The 21,670-nt window shown below is 64.3% G+C and carries 20 protein-coding genes; 10 read left to right on the top strand and 10 right to left on the bottom strand.

The genetic code is table 11. From position 1 onward, the window contains the following. Positions 1-14 precede the first annotated feature (14 nt). A complete protein-coding gene (locus DMP03_RS08145) occupies positions 15-1,070 on the top strand; it encodes a quinone-dependent dihydroorotate dehydrogenase (protein WP_152120212.1) in 1,056 nt (351 codons plus the stop codon). On the opposite strand, the gene pheT is transcribed toward DMP03_RS08145, so the two are convergent. Together pheT and pheS are read right to left on the bottom strand one after the other, a co-directional pair. Continuing rightward, positions 1,067-2,764: a phenylalanine--tRNA ligase subunit beta gene (gene pheT, locus DMP03_RS08140; protein ID WP_152120211.1), complete on the bottom strand. Its 1,698-nt coding sequence runs from the start codon at positions 2,762-2,764 to the stop codon at positions 1,067-1,069. The genes DMP03_RS08145 and pheT overlap by 4 nt on opposite strands. Further along, on the bottom strand, positions 2,764-4,272 hold the full coding sequence (gene pheS / locus DMP03_RS08135) for a phenylalanine--tRNA ligase subunit alpha (protein WP_152120210.1): 1,509 nt from the start codon (positions 4,270-4,272) through the stop codon (positions 2,764-2,766). Before pheS ends, pheT begins: the two co-directional genes overlap by 1 nt. Positions 4,273-4,986: 714 nt before the next feature. Here pheS and DMP03_RS08130 point away from each other — a divergent pair. Next, positions 4,987-5,547 carry a DUF1684 domain-containing protein gene (locus tag DMP03_RS08130; RefSeq protein WP_152120209.1) on the top strand — a complete coding sequence of 187 codons (561 nt, stop codon included), beginning with the start codon at positions 4,987-4,989 and terminating at the stop codon, positions 5,545-5,547. Between the two features lie 21 nt (positions 5,548-5,568). Here DMP03_RS08130 and DMP03_RS08125 read toward each other — a convergent pair whose 3' ends face one another. Next, positions 5,569-6,255: a class I SAM-dependent methyltransferase gene (locus DMP03_RS08125; protein ID WP_152120208.1), complete on the bottom strand. Its 687-nt coding sequence runs from the start codon at positions 6,253-6,255 to the stop codon at positions 5,569-5,571. A gap of 81 nt (positions 6,256-6,336) precedes the next feature. Here DMP03_RS08125 and DMP03_RS08120 point away from each other — a divergent pair, with 81 nt between their 5' ends. Continuing rightward, positions 6,337-6,768 carry a DUF2391 family protein gene (locus DMP03_RS08120; RefSeq protein ID WP_152120207.1) on the top strand — a complete coding sequence of 144 codons (432 nt, stop codon included), beginning with the start codon at positions 6,337-6,339 and terminating at the stop codon, positions 6,766-6,768. Position 6,769: 1 nt separating this feature from the next. On the opposite strand, the gene DMP03_RS08115 is transcribed toward DMP03_RS08120, so the two are convergent. Further along, on the bottom strand, positions 6,770-6,958 hold the full coding sequence (locus DMP03_RS08115) for a hypothetical protein (RefSeq protein ID WP_152120206.1): 189 nt from the start codon (positions 6,956-6,958) through the stop codon (positions 6,770-6,772). 79 nt (positions 6,959-7,037) lie between these two features. Between DMP03_RS08115 and DMP03_RS08110 the strand changes: the two genes are divergently transcribed. Further along, a complete protein-coding gene (locus DMP03_RS08110; RefSeq protein WP_152120205.1) occupies positions 7,038-7,616 on the top strand; it encodes a DUF7090 family protein in 579 nt (192 codons plus the stop codon). Here DMP03_RS08110 and DMP03_RS08105 read toward each other — a convergent pair. Genes DMP03_RS08105 through DMP03_RS08090 form a run of 5 tightly spaced genes read right to left on the bottom strand, consistent with a single transcriptional unit; the run spans position 7,613 to position 10,711 of the window. Beyond that, entirely contained in the window at positions 7,613-8,413 is an 801-nt protein-coding gene (locus DMP03_RS08105; RefSeq protein WP_152120204.1) for a DUF7089 family protein, read from the bottom strand. The two genes, DMP03_RS08110 and DMP03_RS08105, sit on opposite strands and share 4 nt — an antisense overlap. An 8-nt stretch (positions 8,414-8,421) precedes the next feature. After that, positions 8,422-8,553: a hypothetical protein gene (locus DMP03_RS14775; protein WP_263969987.1), complete on the bottom strand. Its 132-nt coding sequence runs from the start codon at positions 8,551-8,553 to the stop codon at positions 8,422-8,424. 29 nt (positions 8,554-8,582) lie between these two features. Next, complete coding sequence (locus DMP03_RS08100; protein ID WP_152120203.1) at positions 8,583-9,692, bottom strand: OapC/ArvC family zinc-ribbon domain-containing protein; 1,110 nt, start codon at positions 9,690-9,692, stop codon at positions 8,583-8,585. Then, positions 9,693-10,070, bottom strand: coding sequence for a DUF2073 domain-containing protein (locus DMP03_RS08095; RefSeq protein WP_152120202.1), 378 nt, complete (start codon positions 10,068-10,070; stop codon positions 9,693-9,695). Next, positions 10,070-10,711 carry an Era-like GTP-binding protein gene (locus DMP03_RS08090; RefSeq protein ID WP_152120201.1) on the bottom strand — a complete coding sequence of 214 codons (642 nt, stop codon included), beginning with the start codon at positions 10,709-10,711 and terminating at the stop codon, positions 10,070-10,072. The genes DMP03_RS08095 and DMP03_RS08090 overlap by 1 nt, the downstream gene beginning before the upstream one ends. 1,348 nt (positions 10,712-12,059) lie before the next feature. On the opposite strand from DMP03_RS08090, the gene DMP03_RS08085 reads away from it, so the two are divergent. Then, positions 12,060-13,703, top strand: coding sequence for a Cdc6/Cdc18 family protein (locus DMP03_RS08085; RefSeq protein WP_152120200.1), 1,644 nt, complete (start codon positions 12,060-12,062; stop codon positions 13,701-13,703). Between the two features lie 8 nt (positions 13,704-13,711). Here DMP03_RS08085 and DMP03_RS08080 read toward each other — a convergent pair whose 3' ends face one another. After that, the gene (locus DMP03_RS08080) at positions 13,712-14,086 is read right to left on the bottom strand and encodes a group I truncated hemoglobin (protein ID WP_152120199.1); all 375 of its coding nucleotides are present in this window, start codon (positions 14,084-14,086) and stop codon (positions 13,712-13,714) included. A gap of 147 nt (positions 14,087-14,233) precedes the next feature. Here DMP03_RS08080 and DMP03_RS08075 point away from each other — a divergent pair, with 147 nt between their 5' ends. From DMP03_RS08075 to DMP03_RS08055, 5 genes are all read left to right on the top strand, one after another. Next, entirely contained in the window at positions 14,234-14,656 is a 423-nt protein-coding gene (locus DMP03_RS08075) for a PPC domain-containing DNA-binding protein (protein ID WP_152120198.1), read from the top strand. Further along, on the top strand, positions 14,657-19,765 hold the full coding sequence (gene polC / locus DMP03_RS08070; RefSeq protein WP_152120197.1) for a DNA polymerase II large subunit: 5,109 nt from the start codon (positions 14,657-14,659) through the stop codon (positions 19,763-19,765). A gap of 88 nt (positions 19,766-19,853) precedes the next feature. After that, positions 19,854-20,327, top strand: a complete 474-nt coding sequence (locus DMP03_RS08065; RefSeq protein WP_152120196.1) for a cupin domain-containing protein — start codon at positions 19,854-19,856, stop codon at positions 20,325-20,327. Between the two features lie 41 nt (positions 20,328-20,368). Further along, positions 20,369-20,749, top strand: coding sequence for a DCC1-like thiol-disulfide oxidoreductase family protein (locus tag DMP03_RS08060; RefSeq protein ID WP_152120195.1), 381 nt, complete (start codon positions 20,369-20,371; stop codon positions 20,747-20,749). A 105-nt stretch (positions 20,750-20,854) separates the two neighbouring features. After that, positions 20,855-21,379 (top strand): GNAT family N-acetyltransferase, encoded by a 525-nt coding sequence (locus DMP03_RS08055; RefSeq protein WP_152120194.1) that lies wholly within the window; start codon positions 20,855-20,857, stop codon positions 21,377-21,379. The last annotated feature ends 291 nt before the right edge of the window (positions 21,380-21,670 follow it).

Raw genomic sequence — 21,670 nt, 5'->3', positions numbered from 1 at the left:
TCTCGCATACATCTGTGAACCTCTACGACCTCGTGAAGCCGGCGCTGTTCGCGCTTCCGGCGGAGACGGCCCATCGACTGGGTCACGCTGTACTCGAATACGGGCAGGAGACGCGGTTCGTCGACCCCGTCGCGGACCGCCTCACCGTCACGGACCCGCGACTCGAAGTCGAGGCGTTCGACCAGACGTTCCCGAACCCGGTGGGCGTCGCAGCGGGCTTCGACAAGAACGCCGAAATTCCACCTGCACTCGCCACGCTCGGCTTCGGCCACGTCGAGGTCGGCGGCGTCACCGCCGAACGCCAACCCGGCAACCCCAGACCGCGGATGTTTCGGCTCCGCGAGGACCGCGCGGTCGTCAACCGCATGGGGTTCAACAACCACGGCGCGGACACCATCGGCCCGCGACTCGCCGACACTGACGTGGAGATTCCTGTCGGCGTCAACATCGGAAAGTCGAAGTCCACGCCCCTGGCGGAGGCAGCCGACGATTATCGCTACTCCTTCGAGCGCACGCGCGCGGGCGGGGACTACTTCGTCGTGAACGTCTCCTCACCGAACACGCCCGGACTGCGCGAGCTGCAGGACCGCGAGCCGCTCGAACGGATTCTCTCGACGCTTCAGGACGCTGGGGCATCTCCCCTCTTGTTGAAACTCTCCCCCGACCTCGGTCCGGAGGCCATCGAATCGGCACTCGACGTGGTGAACGAACTCGGCCTGGACGGTGTTGTCGCGACGAACACGAGCGTCCGCCGGCCGGCCTCGCTCGAATCGCCGAAGTCGGTACAGGAGGGAGGACTTTCCGGTGCACCAATCGAGGCGGAAGCGACCGAGATGATACGGTTCGTCGCGGAGCGGACCGACGTACCCATCGTCGGTGTCGGCGGCGTCGCCGACGCCGACGGTGCCTACGACAAAATACGCGCGGGCGCGAGCGTAGTCCAACTGTACACCGCCCTCGTCTACGAGGGACCGACCGTCGCGCGTGACATCAACCGGGGACTGCTCGACCTGTTGGAGCGCGACGGCTTCGGTTCCGTCGAGGACGCGGTCGGCGCTGACCTCGCTTAACGGAGCGCCGCGAGGTCGAACTCGAAGGCCGCGACCGGTACTTCGAGGTCGTGTTCGACGAGCACGCGTGGGTGGAGTTCACCCACGACCCCGACCGTCTCCTCGTCGATGACGACCGACGCCGCGCGCCCGTCGATGAACGAGGGGTGTGTCGTCGCCGGCGTCTCCAACTCGGCACCGAAGTTACGGGCGATTGTTTGGAGCCGTGCTTTCACATCCTCGTACGACGAGTCCGGGCGTGCGAGCGCGCCCGCGACCGTGCGCCGTTCCGTGACGCCGCCGGACTCCGCGTCGTCGCGCGCGGCCGCAAAGCCGACCTCGGCGATGTCCTGCGGATACGCCCGGTGGGTGTTGTTCTCCAAGACCATCGCGAGCGACGGAAGGGCCCACGTCCGGAGCATGGTGTAGTCCTCGCTGTACGGTCCCTCGATTCGGACCGGGGTCCCACTACCGAACGTGTCGCTTTCAGGGTCGATGCCCATCCGCTCGTAGTTCTCCCGCTCGGAGATCATGTGGAAGTTCAACAGGTCCTCGAAGCCGAGTCCAACGAGCGTCTCGCGGGCGGCGCGCTCTAACTTCGAGCGGTCGTGGCGGCCGCCGACCGTCGACACGTCGGGATACCGCGGTTCGAGGTCGTTGAATCCGTATGCGCGACCCACGTCGTCCACGAGGTCCATCGGGTGGAGCACGTCCGTCCGGTAGGGCGGTATCTCCACCTCGTAGCTTCCGTCGTCGTGCTCGACGCCGAGTCCCGACCGCTCGAACAGGTCGATGGTCTCCTCCACCTCGAGGTCGATACCCAGTGTCGACTCGATGCAGTCGTGTGCGACCGACTTCGTCCGCGTTTCGAGGTCCGGGCGCACCGTCTCCCGGTCCGGGTAGGCGATGTCGACCTCTTCGATGCGACCGCCGCGGGCATCGAGCGCGTAACAGACGATGGCGAGCATCCGGTCGATTGTCCACTGGTCGGTCCCCGTCATCTCGACGAGCAGGTCGCGGGACCCCTCGTCGACCTCCGTCCGCTTCCCGTTGATGACCGGCGGGAACGAGAACAGGCCGATATCGTCATAAATCGCGGGATACGTCTCGTAGTCGGCAACGAGGTCGGCGAACTTCTCGCCGACGGGGTGGTCCTCAAGCACGTCTGCGGGCGTCATCTCCGTGTCGGCATCGAGCGGGACGAAGCTGTCGCCGTCGGGATCGATACCCGTGTAGGTGATGGTCTTCCCACGGTCGTCGCCGTCGAAGGCTCCGCCTTTCACCATCGCGAGGTCGTGCACACCGATTGCGCCCTTCGCGCGCTTGCGACCCATCGTCGCGTGGAGCTTCTCCTGCAGTTGGATGAGCGACTCCAGTTTTCCCTCCGTCATGTCGACGCCGCGGACGACCGCGGCAGTCACGTACGGTCGTTCCTCGGGCACGTCCTCCACCTCGACGCGCCACTCGGCGTCGTTCGTCGAGGGAACGTAGACGCCGCGTACGTCCCCGTACTGATATCGCAGCGACCGCGCGACTCCTTCGACAGAGAGGCGGTCGAGTCGGTCAGGGGCGAACTCCAGCTGGAACGTCCCATCTTCGGTCTCGCCTTCGAACTCCAATCCGAGTCCGAACAGGTCCGCTTTCAGTTCCTCGTCCGGCTTGTCGTGGCCCGCAAGTTCCCGAAGCTCGTCGGGGTCGATTTCGACGACGGGCATTACGCGAGCACCTCCACGTTCCGCAGCAGGTCGAGGTCACACAGGGTCCCGTGCACGTCGCGGATATCCTCGAAGCCGTACATGAGCATCAGGAGGCGTTCGAGCGCGAGTCCCCACGCCATCACGTCACACTCGACGCCGAGCGGGGAGAGCACCTCCTCGCGGAAGATGCCCGAGTTTCCGATTTCGACGATTTTGCCCGTCGTCGGATGGGTCCCGAACAGCTCGAAGCTCGGCTCCGTGTACGGATTGTAGTGGGGCTTGAACTCGATGTCCGTGATTCCGAACTGGGCATAGAACTCCTCGAAGGTACCCATCAGGTCACGCACCGAGAGGTCTTCGGCCATCACCCACCCCTCGATTTGGAAGAACTCCAGCAGATGCGTCGCGTCGAGCGTGTCGTTGCGATACACCTTCTCGACGGAGAAAAACCGCTGTGGCGGTTCGAGGTCGCCGATCTCCTCGCCCGAGAGATACCGCATCGACAGCGATGTGGTGTGGCCCCGGAGCGCGACCTCCTCGGCGAATTCACGCGACCACGGCGAGTGGTATCCCTCGCCGTCGGGCCCGACGCCGTTCCGGTGGGCGTCCTCCACGCGACCGACGAGGTCGTCCGGTAAGTCCGTCATCAGGTCGGTGTCGAGGGTGAACCGGTCCCAGTGGGTGCGGGCGGGATGGTCCTGTGGCATGAACAGCGCGTCGTTGATCCAGAAGTCGGCGTCGGCGTGTGGTCCCTGCATCTCCTGGAACCCCATCCCGACGAGGGTGTCCTTCACGGACTCTGCCGTTTGCCGGAGGATGTGCGTCTTCCCGCCGGTGACGGGTTCGGCGTCGGCCTCGACGTTGTACTCGGCGAACTCCACGTCTTCCCACTCGCCGGAGGTGAGCAGTTCGGGCGTGAGCTGGCCGACGGTCGCTGCGGTCTCGACGCCTTCCATCAGCGCCGTCACGCCGTCGTCGGTGAGCGTGACGAACCGGTGGGTCTGCTCGCGCTGTTCCACGAGCCCGCGCTCGACGAGGCGGTCGACGGTGTCGTCGTCGAGGCCGTCGGCGTCGCCGTCCGCGATAGCATCGAGCGCCGCGCGCTCGGCGTCGGAGTCGGGGTCAGCGTCGGCGTTCACCGACAGCTCGCCCGAGTCGATGAAGCCGAGTCCCTTGCGCGCGAAGTTCGTCAGGGCGATGTCGACTTCCGGCCCTTCGAGCTCCGAGACACCGATGACCTGTCCCATCGGGACGGAGTCGTCGGCTGCGCCGGCGTCGGCCGCGGCGCGGTAGAGTCGAACCTCCGGGAGTCCGTCCTCGCGGTACCGTTTCCCCTCGTCGGTGAGTTCGAGTGACACCTCGACCCGTTCTTCGAGGGCGACGAGACTGTCGGCTTCGAGATCGAAGGCGGCTCCGGTGAGCGTCTCGGGCTTCTCGTCGGTGGCGGTGGCGAGCTGTTCGATTGATTTGGCGTCGGTCGCGCTCGCTGATTCGAGCAGGGCGACCGCGGCGTCGGGTAGCTGCATCTGATTGTTCGTGTCTGTGACCCTGCGTCAGTTAGCGGTTCCGACTGTGTGGGCTGGATTGTGATTCGAGTTGGGTTCGAGGGTATATGCTGTTTGATGTGGCATCGACAGCACCGACACTACTCTCATTGCTTGGCCTCGGGGAAACCGCACCGCGACCGCACCGCGCCAACCCTCCCCCGGACCGCACACGCTCGCACGGCGAGCGGTGCGGTAGGCCACCGCGACGGTTGCTTGTGCAGTGGCGCGGGCCGGCGCGCCTCGTTCGCGCCCGTCGTCGCGAGGTCGTCGCGAGGGCACCGAGCGACGGTTTGTCAGCGCGTGCTCTGACAGTGGACGAGCGAACGAACGTGAGCGAGTCGGCTGGAGAGGCTCGTGGGCTGTGCTGTCGGGTGGACTGAAATGGGTCCTGAAGTCTGTCACGACAGACTTCAGGGTCAGCAAGACGCGCAGCGTCTTGCACAGACGAGCGTGTCGCCCGTGTTCGGTCGGCTCCGTGACCACTATCGGGAGCGAACGCAGTGAGCGACCGATATATCACGGGGACAGCGGGAGAGCGACGCTCTCCCAGGTAGCCGGCGGTTTCACCGCCGGCAAGACCGCGACACGCCCGGGGCTTTCAGGCTGGAAGTAACACAGCAATCATCAGACGACACCTCCGAGGCATTCAAACAGGTCACAACAGCCTTCAGTCCACGAACCAAACCCGAATCCATGAGCACGAACTTCGACGAACAGCAGTGGCGAGCCGAACTCGAGGGGCACCGCGACCACAAAGACGATTTCTTCGCGACGGAGCGTCAGTCCCCGATTCCGGCCGACCAACGCGACGCCTTCGACGGGCTGTCTTACTTCGACCCGGACCCGGCCTACCGCGTCGAGGCGAGCATCGACCCCATCGACAGCGACGACACCATCACGATGGAGACGACCGTCGAGACCGAACAGGAGTACGAGCGCGTCGCGCTGCTCGCCTTCGAACTCGCCGACGAGGAGCGAACGCTCGTCGCGTACAGCGGCGTAACTCAGGGCGGCGACTCGCTGTTCGTTCCGTTCCGCGACAAGACGACGGGACAACAGACCTACGGTGCGGGCCGGTACATGGAGTTCGAGGTCGACGGCGAGGTGACGGCCGCGGACACCGTCGTCTTGGATTTTAACCTCGCGTACCACCCGTTCTGTGCGTACAACGACGCGTTCGCGTGCCCGCTCCCGCCGGAGGAAAACTGGCTCGACGTGCCGATTGAGGCGGGCGAGAAACTGCCGGACGCGTAGAGAAGCCGGTCGGGGAGCGAGTCAGGCGACGCCGACAGTGAGCAGGGTGCCGTAGGTGCGATACCGTTCGACCATCGCCTCTCGCGACTCCCAGTCGTCGGTCGGGAAGTGGGCGGCGGGCGGAATCTCGATTTCCCCGTCGGCGATGTTGTCCTGCGTTGCGACAGCGAGTCCGGCCTCGCGGAACGCACTGCGGTACTCACCGGCGTCCCACCGCGTCATGTCGATAGCGATGTTCTCCTGCCACTCGTGGCTGTGGACGTTCTCCTCGTAGTAGTTCACCGCACAGTGGAGGGTACCGCCCGGCCGGAGCACGCGGGCGACTTCTCGCAGGGTCTCGTGTGGGTCGCTGCTGTAGTAGAACGCCTCCATCGTGACGACGTGGTCGATGCTGTTCTCCTCGAAGGGGAGCGAGCCGAACTCGCCGACGACGAAGCCGATGTTGTCGTGGCCGGCCTCGCGGGTGTACTCGCGGGCGTTGCGTGCCATCTCCGGGGCACCGTCGAGTCCGTATCCACGCCCGATATCCTTCGTGTCCGCAAGCGCGCGCAGGGGGTAGCCGCTACCCGTCCCCAAGTCGAGGACGGTGTCGCCGGCTTCGACGGGCATCCGCGAGAGGACGTGTTTCGCGGTGTGCCAGTGGCGTTCTTCCATCCCTTTGTCGCGGCCGTCAGCCGCCCACGCATCGAATTCGTCGCTGACGCTCATACCGGCGCGAGGGGGCCGGTCCACTTCAGCCGTGTGTTCGGGGGAGCGCTGGATTTTATCCGGGCGACGGTGACTCACGGTATGGTCAGTTCACGTCGCCGATTCCGACTCACCGATATCGCCCAACAGGTGGTCGGCGGCTTCCTGCTCGCCGGCCCGTTCGTCGTCACCGCGGAGGTGTGGCAACTCGCCAGCGAGATGAGTGCAGTTCAAGGTGTCCTCGCGGTGTTTCTCGTCTTCGCCATCGGCTACGGCGCGCTGTACAAGGCCGACAGCGACCGCGACCCGGACCGCGAACGAGAGGTGGCCGGCGTCCCCATCCGATTCGTCTCGCTCATGTTCGTCTCCTTCGGTTCCGTCGCCGTCCTGGCGCTGGTGGTCGGTGCACCGGAGACGTTCTTCGCCGAGTTCGGCGTCGAGGCAGGCGACCGGCTGGCGACCGGCGCGCGCGCCATCGCTATCGGCGCGATCTTCTCCGTCGTCGGCGCGGCGACGGCGGATACGGTCTTCTGACTCAGGCCGTCAGCGCCTCCCACGGGCGCGGGAGAATCCCGACGAGCGTTGCTCCGGCGATCGGACTCCAGTAGAGGGCGACGAACGCCGGTTCGAACGCACCCTGTGTGGTGAGGAGGCCACCGACGACCAGGAAGGCGACGACCAGCATCGACCACACCGCGAGCGCTTGCTGTCGCTGTTCGTTCACGCGCGTAGCTACGGTCGCCGAGAGAAAACGGTTCCGCCGGACCTTCGAGATTTAAGACGGAGCCACTCCCACGGAGGGTATGGAGTACGACCTCGCTATCGAGAACACACCTGAGACGATTCCCGGTGGCACTGGCATCCTGCTCGTCCACCCGTCGACGGGTGAGACGGACCGTATCGACACCGACTTCCTGAAGACCGACACGGACCACCGGCTCGTCGTCTCCACCAGAACCACCGCGCGTGAGGTCGCACAGAAACTCGACTACTACGAGGTGGACCGCGACACGACAGACATCCTCGACACCCTCTCCGTAGAGCGTGGCTACTCACGACGCACGTCCGAGAGCGTCCACTACATCTCCGCGCCCGACGACACCGACGCGCTCGTTCAGAAGGTAGAGTGGTTCCTCCAGAACCACGAGGGGAAGCTCCGCGTCTCCTTCGACTCCATCACGGAACTCGCCTACTACGCCGACGAGGACAACGCTCGCGAGGCAGTGGAGGCGATTCTCGACTTGCTGGGAGAGTACGACGCCGTTGGGTTGTTCCACCTCGCGGAGGAGGTCCACGACGCCGACGTGGTCGCCGGCTACCGCGACCTCTTCGAGGCCGTCATCGAACTGAGCGAGGACGGTACCGTCACCGTTGAATTTTAGTCCCCGACGCCGAGCGCGTCGAACGTTCGCGTCGCCCACTGGAGTGCGTACTCGCTCCCGTGGTCGGCGTACGCCTCCGTCGCGAGCGCGCTGAACGGGGCCGGAAGCTCGATACCGTCCTCACCGGCGTGTTTGACTGCCGCACACGCGAGTTCGGCCGCGGCCGCGAAGCTCGTCTGGTTGCGCGCGAGCTCCGACGAGAGACTGTCGAGTCGCGGCTGCAGCCGCTCGCCGGCGTCGACCCACTGCGCGTAGAGGTCAGGGTGGTCGTCGGCCCAGCCGGCGAAGATACCCCGTGTGTGGACACCCTTGTACGCCTCGTACAGCGCGGCCGCGAGCTGGTAGGTGTCGACCGGCGACAGCGGCGACCGCTCGGCGAACTCCAGATACCGCGCGCCGAAGAAACCGAGGAACTGTTCTGGGACGCCCGTGCCGATTTCGACGAGGGCCGTCCCGATGAGAAAGTCGACGAACGCGTCGGGCGAGCCGGTCGTCCGCGGTTTGACGAACACGAATGGCGGGTCAGTCTGGCGGGTCCACGTCACGCCGCCGTCGCCGGGTGCACCGACGGTGAACGCGTCGCTCGCGAGCTCGTGTAACGCGTCGGGAGCGTCGTCGGGTACCCACCGCGGGTCGTACTCGAACAACTCGAGTTCGTCCGCGCGCAATCCCAACTGCTCTGCGACGGCCGGATCAAGCGTCTCGAAGTCCTGTTCGGCGTCGAGCACGACGGCTCTAGGTGCGTGTTGCTCACGGACGGCAGCGAGCGCCGAGTCGAGGTCGCGGTCGGTGAACATCGGAATCCTCAGGCGACGAGGACGGCGATGACCGCGAGCGAGGCGAGCGCGGCGACGCCGACGGTACCGAGGACGACCTTCGTAGCATCACTCATTGTATCGAGACTCTGCGTGCGAGTGGTTAAGTCTTCAGTTCCCACACGCGACGGTCGATAGGAGGACTCGAGGGCTACTCGCCGATGTCGCGGTCGCCGAGCCACTCTTCGGGCATCTGGATGACGTACCGACCGTTCTCGCGCAGCGCGATGATGTACTCGTCGCGGTCGTACAGCTCCATCAGATTCAGTTCGTACTGGCCGGGTTCGACGATCTTGATGGACTCGAACTGGTCGTTGAGCTGTTCGCGAAGCTCTGCCATATCCGTCTCGTCCTCGCTCGGTTCGGAGACGACCCGGCCGTCGGACGGTCGGGGACGGTCGTCGCCGTCGACCAATCCGTCGGTATCGTCCGACTGCTCGTCGAAGTCGGTCGGCTGTTCGGGAGACGCTGTCTCTTCAGCGTCTGCTGTCTCGTCGGTGTCAGGGAGCTCCTCGTCGGAGACGACATCCGACCGGGCACTCGCCTGCGCGCGGTCCTCGCTGTCGAACTCTCTGTCGGCGTCGGCGTCGATGATGTCGGCGTCCGTCTCAGACTCGTCAGCAGTCGACGCGTCGGCGGTCGGGCCGTCGTCCGCACCGTCGGGCTGCTCGCCGGCTGTGGGTGTGTCGGTCGCAGATGGCGTCGCGTCCGAACCGTCTCGGGTGTCATCGTCGGTAATGGCCGAACCGTCCTCGTTGAGCCCACCGCGTCGGATTGGGTCGGCCGCATCGGAGGAGTCGGGCCACGGAGCGTCGGCACTCGGCATATCACTGTCGGCGGTCTCTGTCCCGGTCCCCGAGGTCGATTCCCCCTCGTTTCGGGTGGAGTCGTCCGTCGTCGCGGAGACCGATGCGCTCGGTGGCGTCGTGTCGCTCGGCGAGTCGGCCGACAGCGGGTCCGTCTGCTCGTCGCCAGAGGTGGCGTCGACGGAGTCGTCGGGGTCGTTGCGCTCGTTGCGCTCGTCGGGAGCCTCCTCGCCGGAGACGAGATCCCGGACCTTGGTCGCGGCGCGTCCGACCGTAGAGGCGGCACCGCCGGGGTCGGCCGATTCGGGCGGGCTGTCCGACTCCTCGGGGTCGTCGAACCCCTCGCCGTCGGGTTGGAACTGGAACTTGTTGCCGCCACACTCGGGACAGCCGCCGAGCATCTCCTTCGACCCGTCGGCGAACGTGTAGCCACAGGCGGTGCACTGGTGGGGCATCTACTGGTCGTGGATGAGAGTGCTGATGAGGTTCTCGTCTTTGTGCAGCGTCTCGATGCGGTTTGCCGGCCCGATGACGGTCAGCTTCCCCTTTGAGGATTTGCCCATCAGCTTCCCGAATAGACCGGTCTCTTCGCCGGTCGGGATTGTCTCGATTTCGATGCCGGTGAAGCCGTCGGGCGAGATTTCGGACATCGTCACCTCGATTAGCTTCGACTCCTCGTCGGGGTCGAGCCCCTTCTCCAGGATGACGATGTTACCCTCGTGGACGCTGTCGAGGATGAGCCGAATCTTCTCCATCGTGCGGAGCCCGTCCATCCGCTCGGCGCTGATCATGTCGATTTGGACGCCGTCGTCGGAGCGTTGTGATTCGGGCATTATCCAAAGTACTCCGCGATTTTGTCGTACACTTCGTCCATGTTGTCACCTTCGAGCGCCGAGAGGGGAATCGTCTCGTGTTGCGGGAACGCGTCCCGGATGCGTTTGACCGACGCGTCCTCAAGGTCCGTCTTGTTGGCGAGGATGAGAACGGGGAGGTCCTGACTCTCGATGATGCCGATGAGCATCGTGTTCACCTGCGTGAACGGGTCGGTCGTGGCGTCGAGCACGTAGATGACGCCGTCGACGTCCTCTCGCAGCCAGTGCATCGCCTCGGCGACGCCCTCCGTGGCCTCGCGAGACCGCCGGACCGCGTCTTCCTTCTCGATGTCGTGTTCGAGGAACTCCTCGTAGTCGATCTTCGTCGTGACACCCGGCGTGTCGACGATGTCGATGGAGACGGTGCGGCCGTCGCGTTTGATTTCGACGTCCTCCTTGCGGCGGGCGCGGCGTGTCTCGTGTGGTACGTGACTCTCAGGACCGATGGCGTCGCCGGTCCAGTCGCGGGCGATACGGTTCGCAAGTGTCGTCTTGCCTGCGTTCGGCGGGCCATAGATACCGATTCGCTTCGGCTCCGACCCCGCGAACAGACTCGACGTCACCGTGGAGATGCTTGACTTGATATTGGTGAGTAGTCCCATCCGTTCCTCCGACAGCCCGTGTGACGTGGGCCGCTCTGTGCGTATCACTTCGCTACGCGCACTTAAGCTTGTGTCAGACAACAGGTCCCGAGCCGCCGTCTGCCGGTGGTCTGTCGGCCGCGACCATGTCGAATCAACCGGAACCTCGGTGTTGCCTGTGGGCGTCGTCTCCTGTTCGACTCCGTCACGTTTTGTCGCGGTCGCTCCCCTCGATTCGCCCCGGTCGTGGGGTCGCTCCCCTTGTGTTGTCTTTTCTTCCCTTGTGTCGCCTCTTTTGTTCTCTTGTGTCTCCTTTTGATTGTACCCGCGGGCGCGCACGCTAGCCGACTCGACCCGAGGCGGTCGCCCGGACGCGGCTGGGGAGACTCGTCGGCGACCGACAGTGGTTTGTCTTCTTCGGCACGTGTCAGACGTTCGGCTGTCGCACGTCAGTCGACTGGCAGACAGACTCGCGGTGATACACGATGAAAGAGCGAAACCATGAGATGATGTCGCATAGTGTGGCGTCGCGTAGTGACCGAACTGTCGGTGACCGCGGTCGGGTTCAGGCTGTAGATGGGGTATCGTGCAACCCCCACCCCTTTGTTTCGACTGGAACCCGCTAACACCTCACCCCACCCGCGAATACCGATAGAATAGGATATCGGCGATAGATAGCTTCTACCTCGAAAAATAGGCGATTCACACGACTAAACCACCACAACCCCACTCCACAGACCGCTTTGTCTAGTACGGGTTTGGTTATTCGGTATCTATATTAAAGATACCGGCTTATCTAGGCCTAGTTCGACGTGTTCTGACCCCCACCCCCGGGTGTGATTGCCGTTCCACCTGAAACAGTGGGGTGGGGGTTCGGCCCTTCTGACTTCACCATTCCTAGAATCGGTAGACGAGACGACGGTAGGCCCCTAGTATCACTCCCTGTGTTACGTGACTACTAGTATCCCTAGGGACACCTAGCAAGCGCCGTTTCACCTCTAGTAACTCGACGACTCCCACTGTTGCCAGCTGCTTGACGGACGAAGACCAAGCGGACAACGTCGGCTGTTCGAGTCGAAATCGACACCCTCGGGGGCTGTTCTGTCGACCGTCGTGGTTCTGCTGCCCGCCGAAGAGCGTTACTGGGGTCGACGTTCCACTCGCAACGTTGGTGTTCGACACTGTACTCCCCATTCTCCGACCCTGTCTCCGTAATACTTAATAGTCGTACCACCACCAGTTCGTTTGCACTCACTGGCCCCTGCCGATAGCACGCACCCTCGACACAGCCGGCCTTGCCCGGCCCAACGGAGGTATCAGTACACGCGCGTCGGCACTCCACCCGAAACAGCGGGGTCACGACCCAACTATGACAGACGACACTCCGGACGCCGAGGACGACGAACCGCCCGCCACAGAGTCGGCTTCCACAGACGAAACGACGGGGGAGTTCGATCTCGACGGCAGCGACGACGCGGCCGGCGGACACGATTCTATCGACACCGCGGACATCGACCTCGACGACATCGTCCTCGACGAGCAGGCCGACGAGCCGGACGAGGCGTCGCGTGGTCTCTTCGACGACCTGCTCGAAGGTGAACCCATCTTCGAGAACAAGGAAGTACTCCGTCCGTCCTACACCCCACACAAGCTTCCCCACCGCGAGGAGCAGATTAACAACATGGCGACCATCCTCGTCACGGCTCTCCGCGGGGACACTCCCTCTAATATCCTCATCTACGGGAAGACCGGAACGGGCAAGACTGCGAGCGCGAAGTTCGTCTCCGAGGAACTGGAGACCACCTCGAAGAAGTACGAGGTGCCCTGTGAAGTGCAGTACATCAACTGTGAGGTGACCGACACCCAGTACCGCGTGCTCACGCAGCTCGCGAACAAGTTCATCGACGAGAACGAACGACTCGTCGAAGAGAAGCTATCGGCGCTGCGGGACCTCCGTGAGCGTGCGGTGGCCGCCCGTACCGACGAGGACTCGACCGACGACATCGACGACGGTCCGTCGGTCGAGACCGTGCTCGCCGACGACCTCGACGTGTCGGAGGGACCGTTCGCGAGCGTCGACGAGCTCGACGCTCGAATCGAGAAACTGGAGGCCGACTACGAGGAGTTCGAGCCGGCCCCGATGACCGGCTGGCCAACCGACCGAGTGTATCAGACGTTCTTCGACGCCGTCGACTACCACGAGCGCGTGGTCGTCATCATGCTCGACGAGATCGACAAGCTGGTCGAGAAATCCGGTGACGACACCCTGTATAATCTCTCGCGGATGAACTCACAGCTCGACAACTCCCGCGTTTCCATCATGGGAATCTCGAACGACCTGAAGTTCACCGAGTTTCTCGACCCTCGCGTGAAATCTTCCCTCGGCGAGGAGGAAATCGTCTTTCCGCCCTACGACGCCACCCAACTGCGCGACATCCTCCAACAGCGTTCGGAGGTCGCGTTCAAGCCGGACTCGCTGGGCGACGACGTGATTCCCTTGTGTGCGGCCTTCGCCGCCCAAGAGCACGGTGACGCGCGGCGCGCGCTCGACCTCCTGCGAACTGCCGGCGAACTCGCCGAGCGCGACCGCACCGAGAAGGTCCACGAAGAGCACGTCCGCAAGGCACAGGAGAAAATCGAACTCGACCGCGTGGTCGAGGTGGTCCGCACGCTGCCGATGCAGTCGAAACTCGTCTTGTACGCGACCGTCCTGTTAGAGAAGAACGGCGTCCACAACATCAACACCGGCGAGGTGTTCAACATCTACAAGCGACTGTGTGAGGAGATCGACGCCGACGTGCTCACCCAACGCCGCGTCACCGACCTCATCTCCGAACTCGACATGCTCGGCATCGTCAACGCGGTCGTCGTCTCGAAGGGCCGATACGGCCGCACGAAGGAAATCTCGCTGTCGGTTCCGATCGAAGAGACGGAGGCCGTCCTGCTGTCTGACTCGCGCATCGGTGAGGTCGAGGACGCACAGCCGTTCGTCCAGGCGCGCTTCGACAACTGACGGGGGACTTACTCGTCGTCGGGACGCGCCAGCAGCTCCTCCTGATACGCTGTCACGGCTTCCACTACCGCGTCGGCGTCCTCGTCCGGGACGCCGTGTTCCTCGAGACTCCGATACAGCAGTTCGACCGCGCGGTCGATGTGTGCGGGAGCAAACGGCACGTGGAGATGTGCGTCCCGAACCGAGGGTCCGTCGTACGTCTCCGGACCACCGGCCGCCTCACAGAGGAAGTCGGTCTGGGTCTCGCGGAGTCGCTTGATATCCGCGTCGGCGAAGAACTCGCCGAGCTCGTCGTCGCCGACCAGTTGCGCGTAGAAATCGTCGACCACGTCGGCGATTCCCTCGCGCCCGCCCAGCCGGTCGTACAGCCGCTCTCCTGTCATGGCTGGCCGTTCTAGCGAGGAGGCTAAATTGTTCCGGCCACCGTTCGTCGGCTCCCGAACTCCGGCCTCGCTGCAGACCCCTCCGTTTCGAGTGGAACTATCGATTCTCACGGTAGGCTTTAGTCTGCAGGAGTGTTCGCTGTGGACATGGATTACCGCGAACTCGAAGGGACACGCGAGTTCGTCGCGGGGCTTGACCACGGCGGCGACTGGCGCGCACAGATCGAGACGTTCGCCGCCGAGGAGGACATCGGTGCGGCTTTCTTCGTGGGACTGGGCGCGGTACAGGACGTCGAGTTCTACTTCTACGACCAAGACGAGCAGGAGTACTACCCCGAGTACTTCGACGAGCCGCTTGAGGTGGCCGCCTGCGTCGGCAACATCTCGACGCTTGACGGCGAGCCGTTCGCCCACACGCACGCGGTCTGTTCACGCGAGGACGCCACGACGGTCGCCGGCCACCTGAACAGCGGGACGGTCTTCGCCGGGGAGCTGTACGTCCGGGCGTTCGACGCCGACCTCGTGCGCGAGCACGACGAGACGACCGACCTCGACCTCTGGCCACTGTAGATGGACGACGAGGCGTACTTCGCACAGCTCGAAAGACAGCTCGATGCCGCCTTCGACGTGGCCGAGGAGGCAAAGACGCGCGGCGAGGACCCAAAGCCAGAGGTGGAGATTCCGGTCGCGAAGGACATGGCCGACCGCGTCGAAAACATCCTCGGCATCGAAGGTGTCGCCGAGCGCGTGCGCGAACTCGAAGGCGAGATGTCACGTGAGGAGGCCGCTCTCGAACTCGTGACCGACTTCGTGGAGGGAACGGTCGGCGACTACGACTCCCGGGCCGGAAAGGTGGAGGGAGCAGTCCGGACAGCCGTCGCGCTCCTCACCGAGGGTGTCGTCGCGGCTCCAATCGAGGGAATCGACCGGGTCGAACTGCTTGAGAACGACGACGGCACGGAGTTCATCAACATCTACTACGCCGGCCCGATTCGCTCCGCGGGCGGGACGGCACAGGCGCTGTCCGTCCTCGTAGGTGACTACGCGCGCGCCCTGCTGGGCATCGAGGAGTACAACGCCCGCACCGACGAGACGGAACGCTACGCCGAGGAGATCGCGCTGTACGACAAGGAGACCGGGCTCCAGTACACGCCCAAAGACAAGGAGACGAAGTTCATCGCTGATCACATGCCCGTGATGCTGGACGGGGAACCCACGGGCGATGAGGAAGTGTCGGGCTTTCGCGACCTCGAACGCGTCGACACCAACTCTGCCCGCGGCGGGATGTGTCTCGTCCTCGCCGAGGGGATCGCGCTCAAGGCACCGAAGATTCAACGGTATACCCGCCAGCTCGAGGAAATCGACTGGCCGTGGCTACAGGACCTCATCGACGGCACCTACTACGAGGACACGGAGGAGGCGAGTCCAGACGAAACTGAGGGGGACGACGCGGACGCCGAGGCCGACGACGAACAGTACGATGATGAAACCGGTGGCGACCAGACCGAGCCGACCGGACCGACCGGCCCGCCGCGAGCCGAACCGTCACAGAAGTTCCTGCGCGACCTCATCGCCGGGCGGCCGGTGTTCGGACACCCCTCAGAGAGCGGTGGGTTCCGACTCCGCTACGGTCGCGCGCGAAACCACGGCTTCGCGACCGCCGGCGTCCACCCCGCGACGATGCATATCGTCGACGACTTCCTCGCGACCGGCACCCAAATCAAGACCGAACGCCCGGGGAAGGCGGGCGGCGTCATTCCGGTCGATTCCATTGAGGGACCGACGGTCAAACTCGCCAACGGCGACGTGCGGCGTATCGACGACCCGGCGGAGGCGAAGGAGGTGCACAACGGCGTCGTCGAGATCCTCGATTTGGGCGAGTATCTCGTCAACTACGGCGAGTTCGTGGAGAACAACCATCCGCTCGTCCCGGCCTCCTACGTCGCCGAGTGGTGGCAACAGGACCTCGCGGCCGCGGGCGCGGACGTACAGGCGCTCGCTGACGATCCCGCCGTCGGCCTCGAACACCCCGATGCCGAGCAAGCGCTCGCGTGGGCCGACGAGTACGACGCCCCGCTGCACCCCAGCTACACCTACCTCTGGCACGACCTCTCCGTCGAGGCGTTCGAGTCGCTTGCGGCGACAGTCGCGGAGTCGGGACGCTTCGCCGAGACCGACGGCGGCCTGCTTGAAGCCCCGAGCGAGCCGTCGGCCACACAGACGCTCGTCCTGCCGAACACCGAGGCGGTCACCGACGCACTCGAAACGCTCGTGATCGAGCACACTCAGGGTGATGAAACCGTCTCGGTCCCCGATGCCGTCCCGTTCGTCCGCTCGCTCGGGCTGACCGACGACCTCGACCGGACGTGGGAGACCCTTTCTCGCGAGGCGCGCGAGTGGGCCGACGGCGAGAACGCCCACCGCGCCGCAACCGAGGTCGCGCCGTTCGACCTGCAGGAGCGAGCGCCCACCCGCATCGGCAACCGGATGGGCCGCCCAGAGAAGTCCGAACAGCGCGAGATGTCGCCGGCGGTCCACACCCTCTTCCCCATCGGCGAGGCGGGGGGAAGCCAGCGTGACGTGACCGGCGCGGCCAAACAGCGCGACGTGTCGGCCGCCTCCCCCGGCGAGGTCGACGTGGAGGTCGCGCGCCGGCGGTGTCCGGACTGCGACACCAGCACCTTCCGCGGTCGCTGTCGCGACTGCGGCGCGTGGACGGAGCCACACTACGTCTGTCCCGACTGCGAGCGCGACGTGGAACCCGACGAGTCAGGTCGGGCCGAGTGTCACCGGTGTGAGACGCTCGCCCGTTCTACCGAGTACCGCAACCTCGATTTGAACCAGGAGCTTCGCGACGCTCACGAGGCGGTCGGTGAACGCGCCGGCTCCTACGACATCCTCAAAGGCGTGAAGGGGCTCACCTCGACGCACAAGATTCCCGAGCCGCTCGAAAAGGGTGTCCTCCGCGCGAAAAACGAAGTCTCCGCGTTCAAGGACGGAACCGTCCGCTACGACATGACCGACCTCCCCGTCACCTCCGTCCGGGCGGCGGAACTCGACGTGACCGTCGACCAACTGCGCGAGTTGGGCTACGAGACGGACATCGACGGCGAACCCCTGCGCCACGACGACCAGCTGGTCGAGCTACAGGTGCAGGATATCGTCCTCCCCGACGGCGCGGCCGAACACATGCTCCGCACCGCCGACTACGTCGACGACCTGCTCGAACGCTACTACGGGCTGGACCCCTTCTACGAACTCGACGACCGCGAGGAGCTGGTGGGCGAACTCGTGTTCGGGATGGCTCCCCACACCTCGGCGGCGGTCGTCGGCCGCGTCATCGGCTTCACCTCCGCGGCCGTCGGCTACGCGCATCCGTACTTCCACGCCGCGAAGCGCCGCAACTGCTTCCACCCCGAGACGAAGTTGTGGTACCGCGACGAGAGTGACGAGTGGCACCACGGTCGTATCGAGGAGTTCGTCGAATCTCGGCTCGACCCCGCGACCGTCCGCGAGGACGATTTCGGGACGCTCGTTCAGGAACTCGACGGCGATGTGTTCGTTCCGTCTGTGACCGATGACGGCACGACTCTGCAGCGAGTCGACGCTGTCTCGAAACACGATGCACCGGAACACATGGTCCGGATTGAGACACGAAGCGGGCGAGAGATGACAGTCACCTCCGACCACGAGATGCACGTCTTCGAAGACGGTGAACTCACGGACAAGCGAGCTATGGATATCGATGAAGCCGACTCAGTTCTCAAGCCATCCTCCCTCGATTCAGTCGAGTTCGCCGACACACAGCGAACGTTCGACCTGCTTCGTGAGTTCATCGACGCTGAGAGCGTGCCGGTCGACCGGCTGATGATTCAGGGACTGGACAAGGAGTTCTACTACGATTTATTTGAGACACGACTTGCCGACGATTGGGACGGTGCGTTCTACCCCCTACAGAGCACCGCAGACCACCTTGGGATGACGAAGAAGCGACTGAGCAACTACCTCTACCGAGAGAGTATCCCTGTGTCCGTCCTACTCGACATCGTTGAGGACACCGACACACTGCTTGATTCGATTCCCGACGGCGTGGAGTTGGGACTGAAACACGACCGGACGAGTATCGACCGGCACATCGAACTGAACGAGCAGGTCGCAACGCTGCTCGGATACTACGCGGCGGAAGGGTTCACCCGCACACAGGAGACGGAAAAAGGAACGATTCACCAGACCACGATTTGCGGCACCGAATCGGAAGCGCGGAACTTCTTCGCTCAGGTGTTCCGCGAAGAGTTCGGTGTCGACCCCTACCGTGAAAACGATGCGAAAGTCACGGTTTCCGGGCGTTTGCTCCGCACCTTCTTCGATACTGTTATCGACGCCGAAACGTCCGCGGAGACGAAGTGTGTTCCACAGTGTCTTTTCGACAGTCCAGCTGAGGTGGTGAGTGGCTACCTTCGCGGCTACTTCAGCGGTGACGGAACTGCGAGCACGAACGCAATCGAGGTACGCGCAACGACGGTGAGCCGAGAACTCAAGGAGGATTTACTCGCTCTACTGACCCGACTCGGTATCGCCGCGTCGGTCAGTATTACAGACCCGGTATCGCTCCGAGAGCAGTTCCCTGATTCGTACGAGAGCAACGACGATTCGATGTCGGCGCGTTCGTACGTCCTCAGCGTCTCTTCTGAGGACGCCGTCGCGTTTGCTGAGACGGTCGGATTCCACCTCTCGCGAAAACAACAGACTCTCGACGCTCAAATCGAGTCGATTGACCACCGCAGCCGTCGCGTCTTCACCGACGGGACCGGCGAGTATCTCGTTGAAGATGTGGCGTCTGTGTCTCACGAATCTGCAGACACCGACCACACCTACTGTCTCACCGTTGAGGAAACACACTCGCTCGTCGCGAACGACCTCTCGACGAAGCAGTGTGACGGCGACGAAGACTGTGTAATGCTCCTGATGGACGGTCTCCTGAACTTCTCGAAGGAGTATCTCCCCGACCAGCGCGGTGGCCAGATGGACGCGCCGCTGGTGATGTCCTCCCGTATCGACCCCTCGGAAATCGACGACGAGGCGCACAACATGGACATCGTGGACCGGTACCCCCGGGAGTTCTACGAGGCGACCCGCGAGCAGGCCGACCCCGAGGACGTTGATATCCAAATCGCAGAAGACACCCTCGGCACGTCCAGGGAGTACAGCGGCTTCGACCACACTCACGACACGACGGATATCGCGCTCGGGCCGGACCTCTCGGCGTACAAGACGCTTGGGAGCATGATGGACAAGATGGACGCCCAACTCGAATTGGCGCGCAAGCTCCGCGCCGTCGACGAGACGGACGTGGCAGAGCGGGTCATCGAGTACCACTTCCTGCCGGACCTCATCGGGAATCTGCGCGCCTTCAGCCGGCAGGAGACGCGGTGTCTCGACTGCGGCGAGAAGTACCGCCGGATGCCCCTGACCGGCGACTGTCGGGAGTGTGGCGGACGCGTGAACCTCACGGTACACGAGGGGTCCGTCAACAAGTACATGGACGTGGCAATCCGCGTTGCCGACGAGTTCGGCTGCCGTGAGTACACTAAACAGCGGCTGAAGATTCTCGAGCGGTCGCTGGAATCCATCTTCGAGAACGACAAAAACAAACAGGGGAGCATCAGCGACTTCATGTAACCCCACTTTTTGCGCTAACTGCACAGCGACAGCACAGCCACCGCGACCGCTCACGATGATTTAGTAGCTGTCTGCCATTCTCTGTCGCATGGTCAACGAAGCCGACATCGAGTGGACCGACCAGGAGGGCGAGGAGACGGCGTTCCAGCGGAAGAAACTGGCTGCAGCGAGCGATGGTGAGGACCTCGGCTGCTCGCTGTACGAACTCGACCCCGGCGAGCGACCGTGGTCGCTGCACTACCACACCGGAAACGAGGAGGCGTTCTACGTGCTCGCTGGCGAGGGGACTCTCCGGCGGGGTGAGGAGGCCGAGGACGTGGCGCTCGAACCGGGGGAGTACGTCGCCTGTCCGGCCGACGCGTCGGGCGCGCACCAGATCGTGAACGACGGGGACGAGCCGCTGCGGTATCTCGCCGTCTCGACGATGCACGAGCCGGACGTGCTCGTGTACCCCGAGGTGGACGGTCTCGGCGTGATGGCCGGCTCGCCGCCGGGCGGTGACGGCGAGCGGTCGGTGTCGGGCTTCTACCGGCGCGGCGACGCCGTCGAGTACTGGGACTGAGTCGGGAAACACGGAAGGCTATCGCCCGCGTACTTCGAGCCATGACGGAGTCAGCGACGTTCGTGTACGACGACGAGTGCGGCTTCTGTACGTGGTGTGCCCAGCGGCTCATCGACCACTCCGAGCTCGCCGTCATCGGCTTTTCCGACCTCGACGACGAGCAGCGTGAGCGACTCCCCGAAGACTGGCGGGAGGGAGCACACCTCATCACGGACGAGCAGGTGTACTCCTTCGGCGAGGCCATCGAACAGGCGTTCGAGCGGAGCGACCTCGCCCCGCCGAAATCCGACGATACACTCGATTTCCTCCGGCAGTTCAGCGACTACAACCGCCTGCGCGAACGGCTGTACCGCGAGGCGGCCGACCGCCGCGCGCTCTGGGGGAAGTTCGCCAGACAGGAGACCCCCGTACGCCGCAACTGAACAGGGGTCGGCTATATATCGAAAACGCCACCGTTTCGGGTGGAAGTGTGCGTTCGCGTATCACACTCGAAGTAGCTTCTTTGCGGCCCGCGTCCCAGCGAGGGTATGCCCGGTCCCGTGTTCATCGAGGGTGACCGCATCGACCTCCACGTCATCGAGGAGTCAGACGCCGAGACCATCCAACAGCTGGTGAATCAGCCGGCGATTCGACAGGACCTCGGAATGACGACCCCGATTGCCCTCCACGACGAAGAGGAGTGGATTACGAGCGACGACGAGGGCACGACGCTGCTCATCGGACTCGACGGCGAGCCGGTCGGCACAATCGGCATCGACGACCCCGGCACGTGGGGTACCGCGAACATCAGCTACTACCTCGACCCCGAGCACTGGGGGAACGGGTACACGAGCGAGGCGCTGCATCTGCTCGCGCAGTACGCGTTCGGCGAGCGTCGAGTCGCGAAGCTCACGGGTGACGTGTACGCGACGAACGACGCCTCGGCGGGGGTGATGGAGTCCGTCGGCTTCGTGCAGGAGGGTCGCCGCCGGAAGGAAGCGTTCGTCGACGGCGAGCGCATCGACGTGCTCCGCTACGGCCTGCTCGCCGAGGAGTACGAGGCTCCCGAGTAGGAGTCTGTCGTCGCGGTTGGTGTGCGGTGACTGACTGTGCTGTAGCTACGCGGTCGCTGTGCCGTTGCTGTGGCTGTGCCGTTGCGGCTGCTGTGCGGTCAGCGTCGAAAGAAACTGCGCGGCGAACGCCGGAGGCGTGAGCCGTAGCGGGCGGCGACTACCGCGCGCCGTAGGCGCGCGACTGGAGCCGCCCGCGCATATTTTCAACCAGTTTTTGCATCGATGCGGGAACGTAGTTCCCGCAGGCCGTGCGAACGGGCGCAATACGCCCGTGAGCAGAGACTGAGCGCG

This window comes from Halosegnis rubeus (assembly GCF_009184545.1).
In the GTDB taxonomy this organism is placed as follows: domain Archaea; phylum Halobacteriota; class Halobacteria; order Halobacteriales; family Haloarculaceae; genus Halosegnis; species Halosegnis rubeus.
Note: the sequence above shows the minus strand (reverse complement) of the source record. Positions and strands in the feature narration are given on the sequence as shown.

Coding starts and splice junctions, on each gene's coding strand:
- DMP03_RS08125 (WP_152120208.1), bottom strand. CDS start 6,255: ATGAGCGTCAGCGACGAATTCGATGCGTGGGCGGCTGACGGCCGCGAC.
- DMP03_RS08120 (WP_152120207.1), top strand. CDS start 6,337: ATGGTCAGTTCACGTCGCCGATTCCGACTCACCGATATCGCCCAACAG.
- pheS (WP_152120210.1), bottom strand. CDS start 4,272: ATGCAGCTACCCGACGCCGCGGTCGCCCTGCTCGAATCAGCGAGCGCG.
- DMP03_RS08080 (WP_152120199.1), bottom strand. CDS start 14,086: ATGACAGGAGAGCGGCTGTACGACCGGCTGGGCGGGCGCGAGGGAATC.
- DMP03_RS08095 (WP_152120202.1), bottom strand. CDS start 10,070: ATGCCCGAATCACAACGCTCCGACGACGGCGTCCAAATCGACATGATC.
- polC (WP_152120197.1), top strand. CDS start 14,657: ATGGACGACGAGGCGTACTTCGCACAGCTCGAAAGACAGCTCGATGCC.
- DMP03_RS08055 (WP_152120194.1), top strand. CDS start 20,855: ATGCCCGGTCCCGTGTTCATCGAGGGTGACCGCATCGACCTCCACGTC.
- DMP03_RS08130 (WP_152120209.1), top strand. CDS start 4,987: ATGAGCACGAACTTCGACGAACAGCAGTGGCGAGCCGAACTCGAGGGG.
- DMP03_RS08100 (WP_152120203.1), bottom strand. CDS start 9,692: ATGCCCCACCAGTGCACCGCCTGTGGCTACACGTTCGCCGACGGGTCG.
- DMP03_RS08110 (WP_152120205.1), top strand. CDS start 7,038: ATGGAGTACGACCTCGCTATCGAGAACACACCTGAGACGATTCCCGGT.
- DMP03_RS08065 (WP_152120196.1), top strand. CDS start 19,854: ATGGTCAACGAAGCCGACATCGAGTGGACCGACCAGGAGGGCGAGGAG.
- DMP03_RS08075 (WP_152120198.1), top strand. CDS start 14,234: ATGGATTACCGCGAACTCGAAGGGACACGCGAGTTCGTCGCGGGGCTT.
- DMP03_RS08105 (WP_152120204.1), bottom strand. CDS start 8,413: ATGTTCACCGACCGCGACCTCGACTCGGCGCTCGCTGCCGTCCGTGAG.
- pheT (WP_152120211.1), bottom strand. CDS start 2,764: ATGCCCGTCGTCGAAATCGACCCCGACGAGCTTCGGGAACTTGCGGGC.
- DMP03_RS08090 (WP_152120201.1), bottom strand. CDS start 10,711: ATGGGACTACTCACCAATATCAAGTCAAGCATCTCCACGGTGACGTCG.
- DMP03_RS08060 (WP_152120195.1), top strand. CDS start 20,369: ATGACGGAGTCAGCGACGTTCGTGTACGACGACGAGTGCGGCTTCTGT.
- DMP03_RS08085 (WP_152120200.1), top strand. CDS start 12,060: ATGACAGACGACACTCCGGACGCCGAGGACGACGAACCGCCCGCCACA.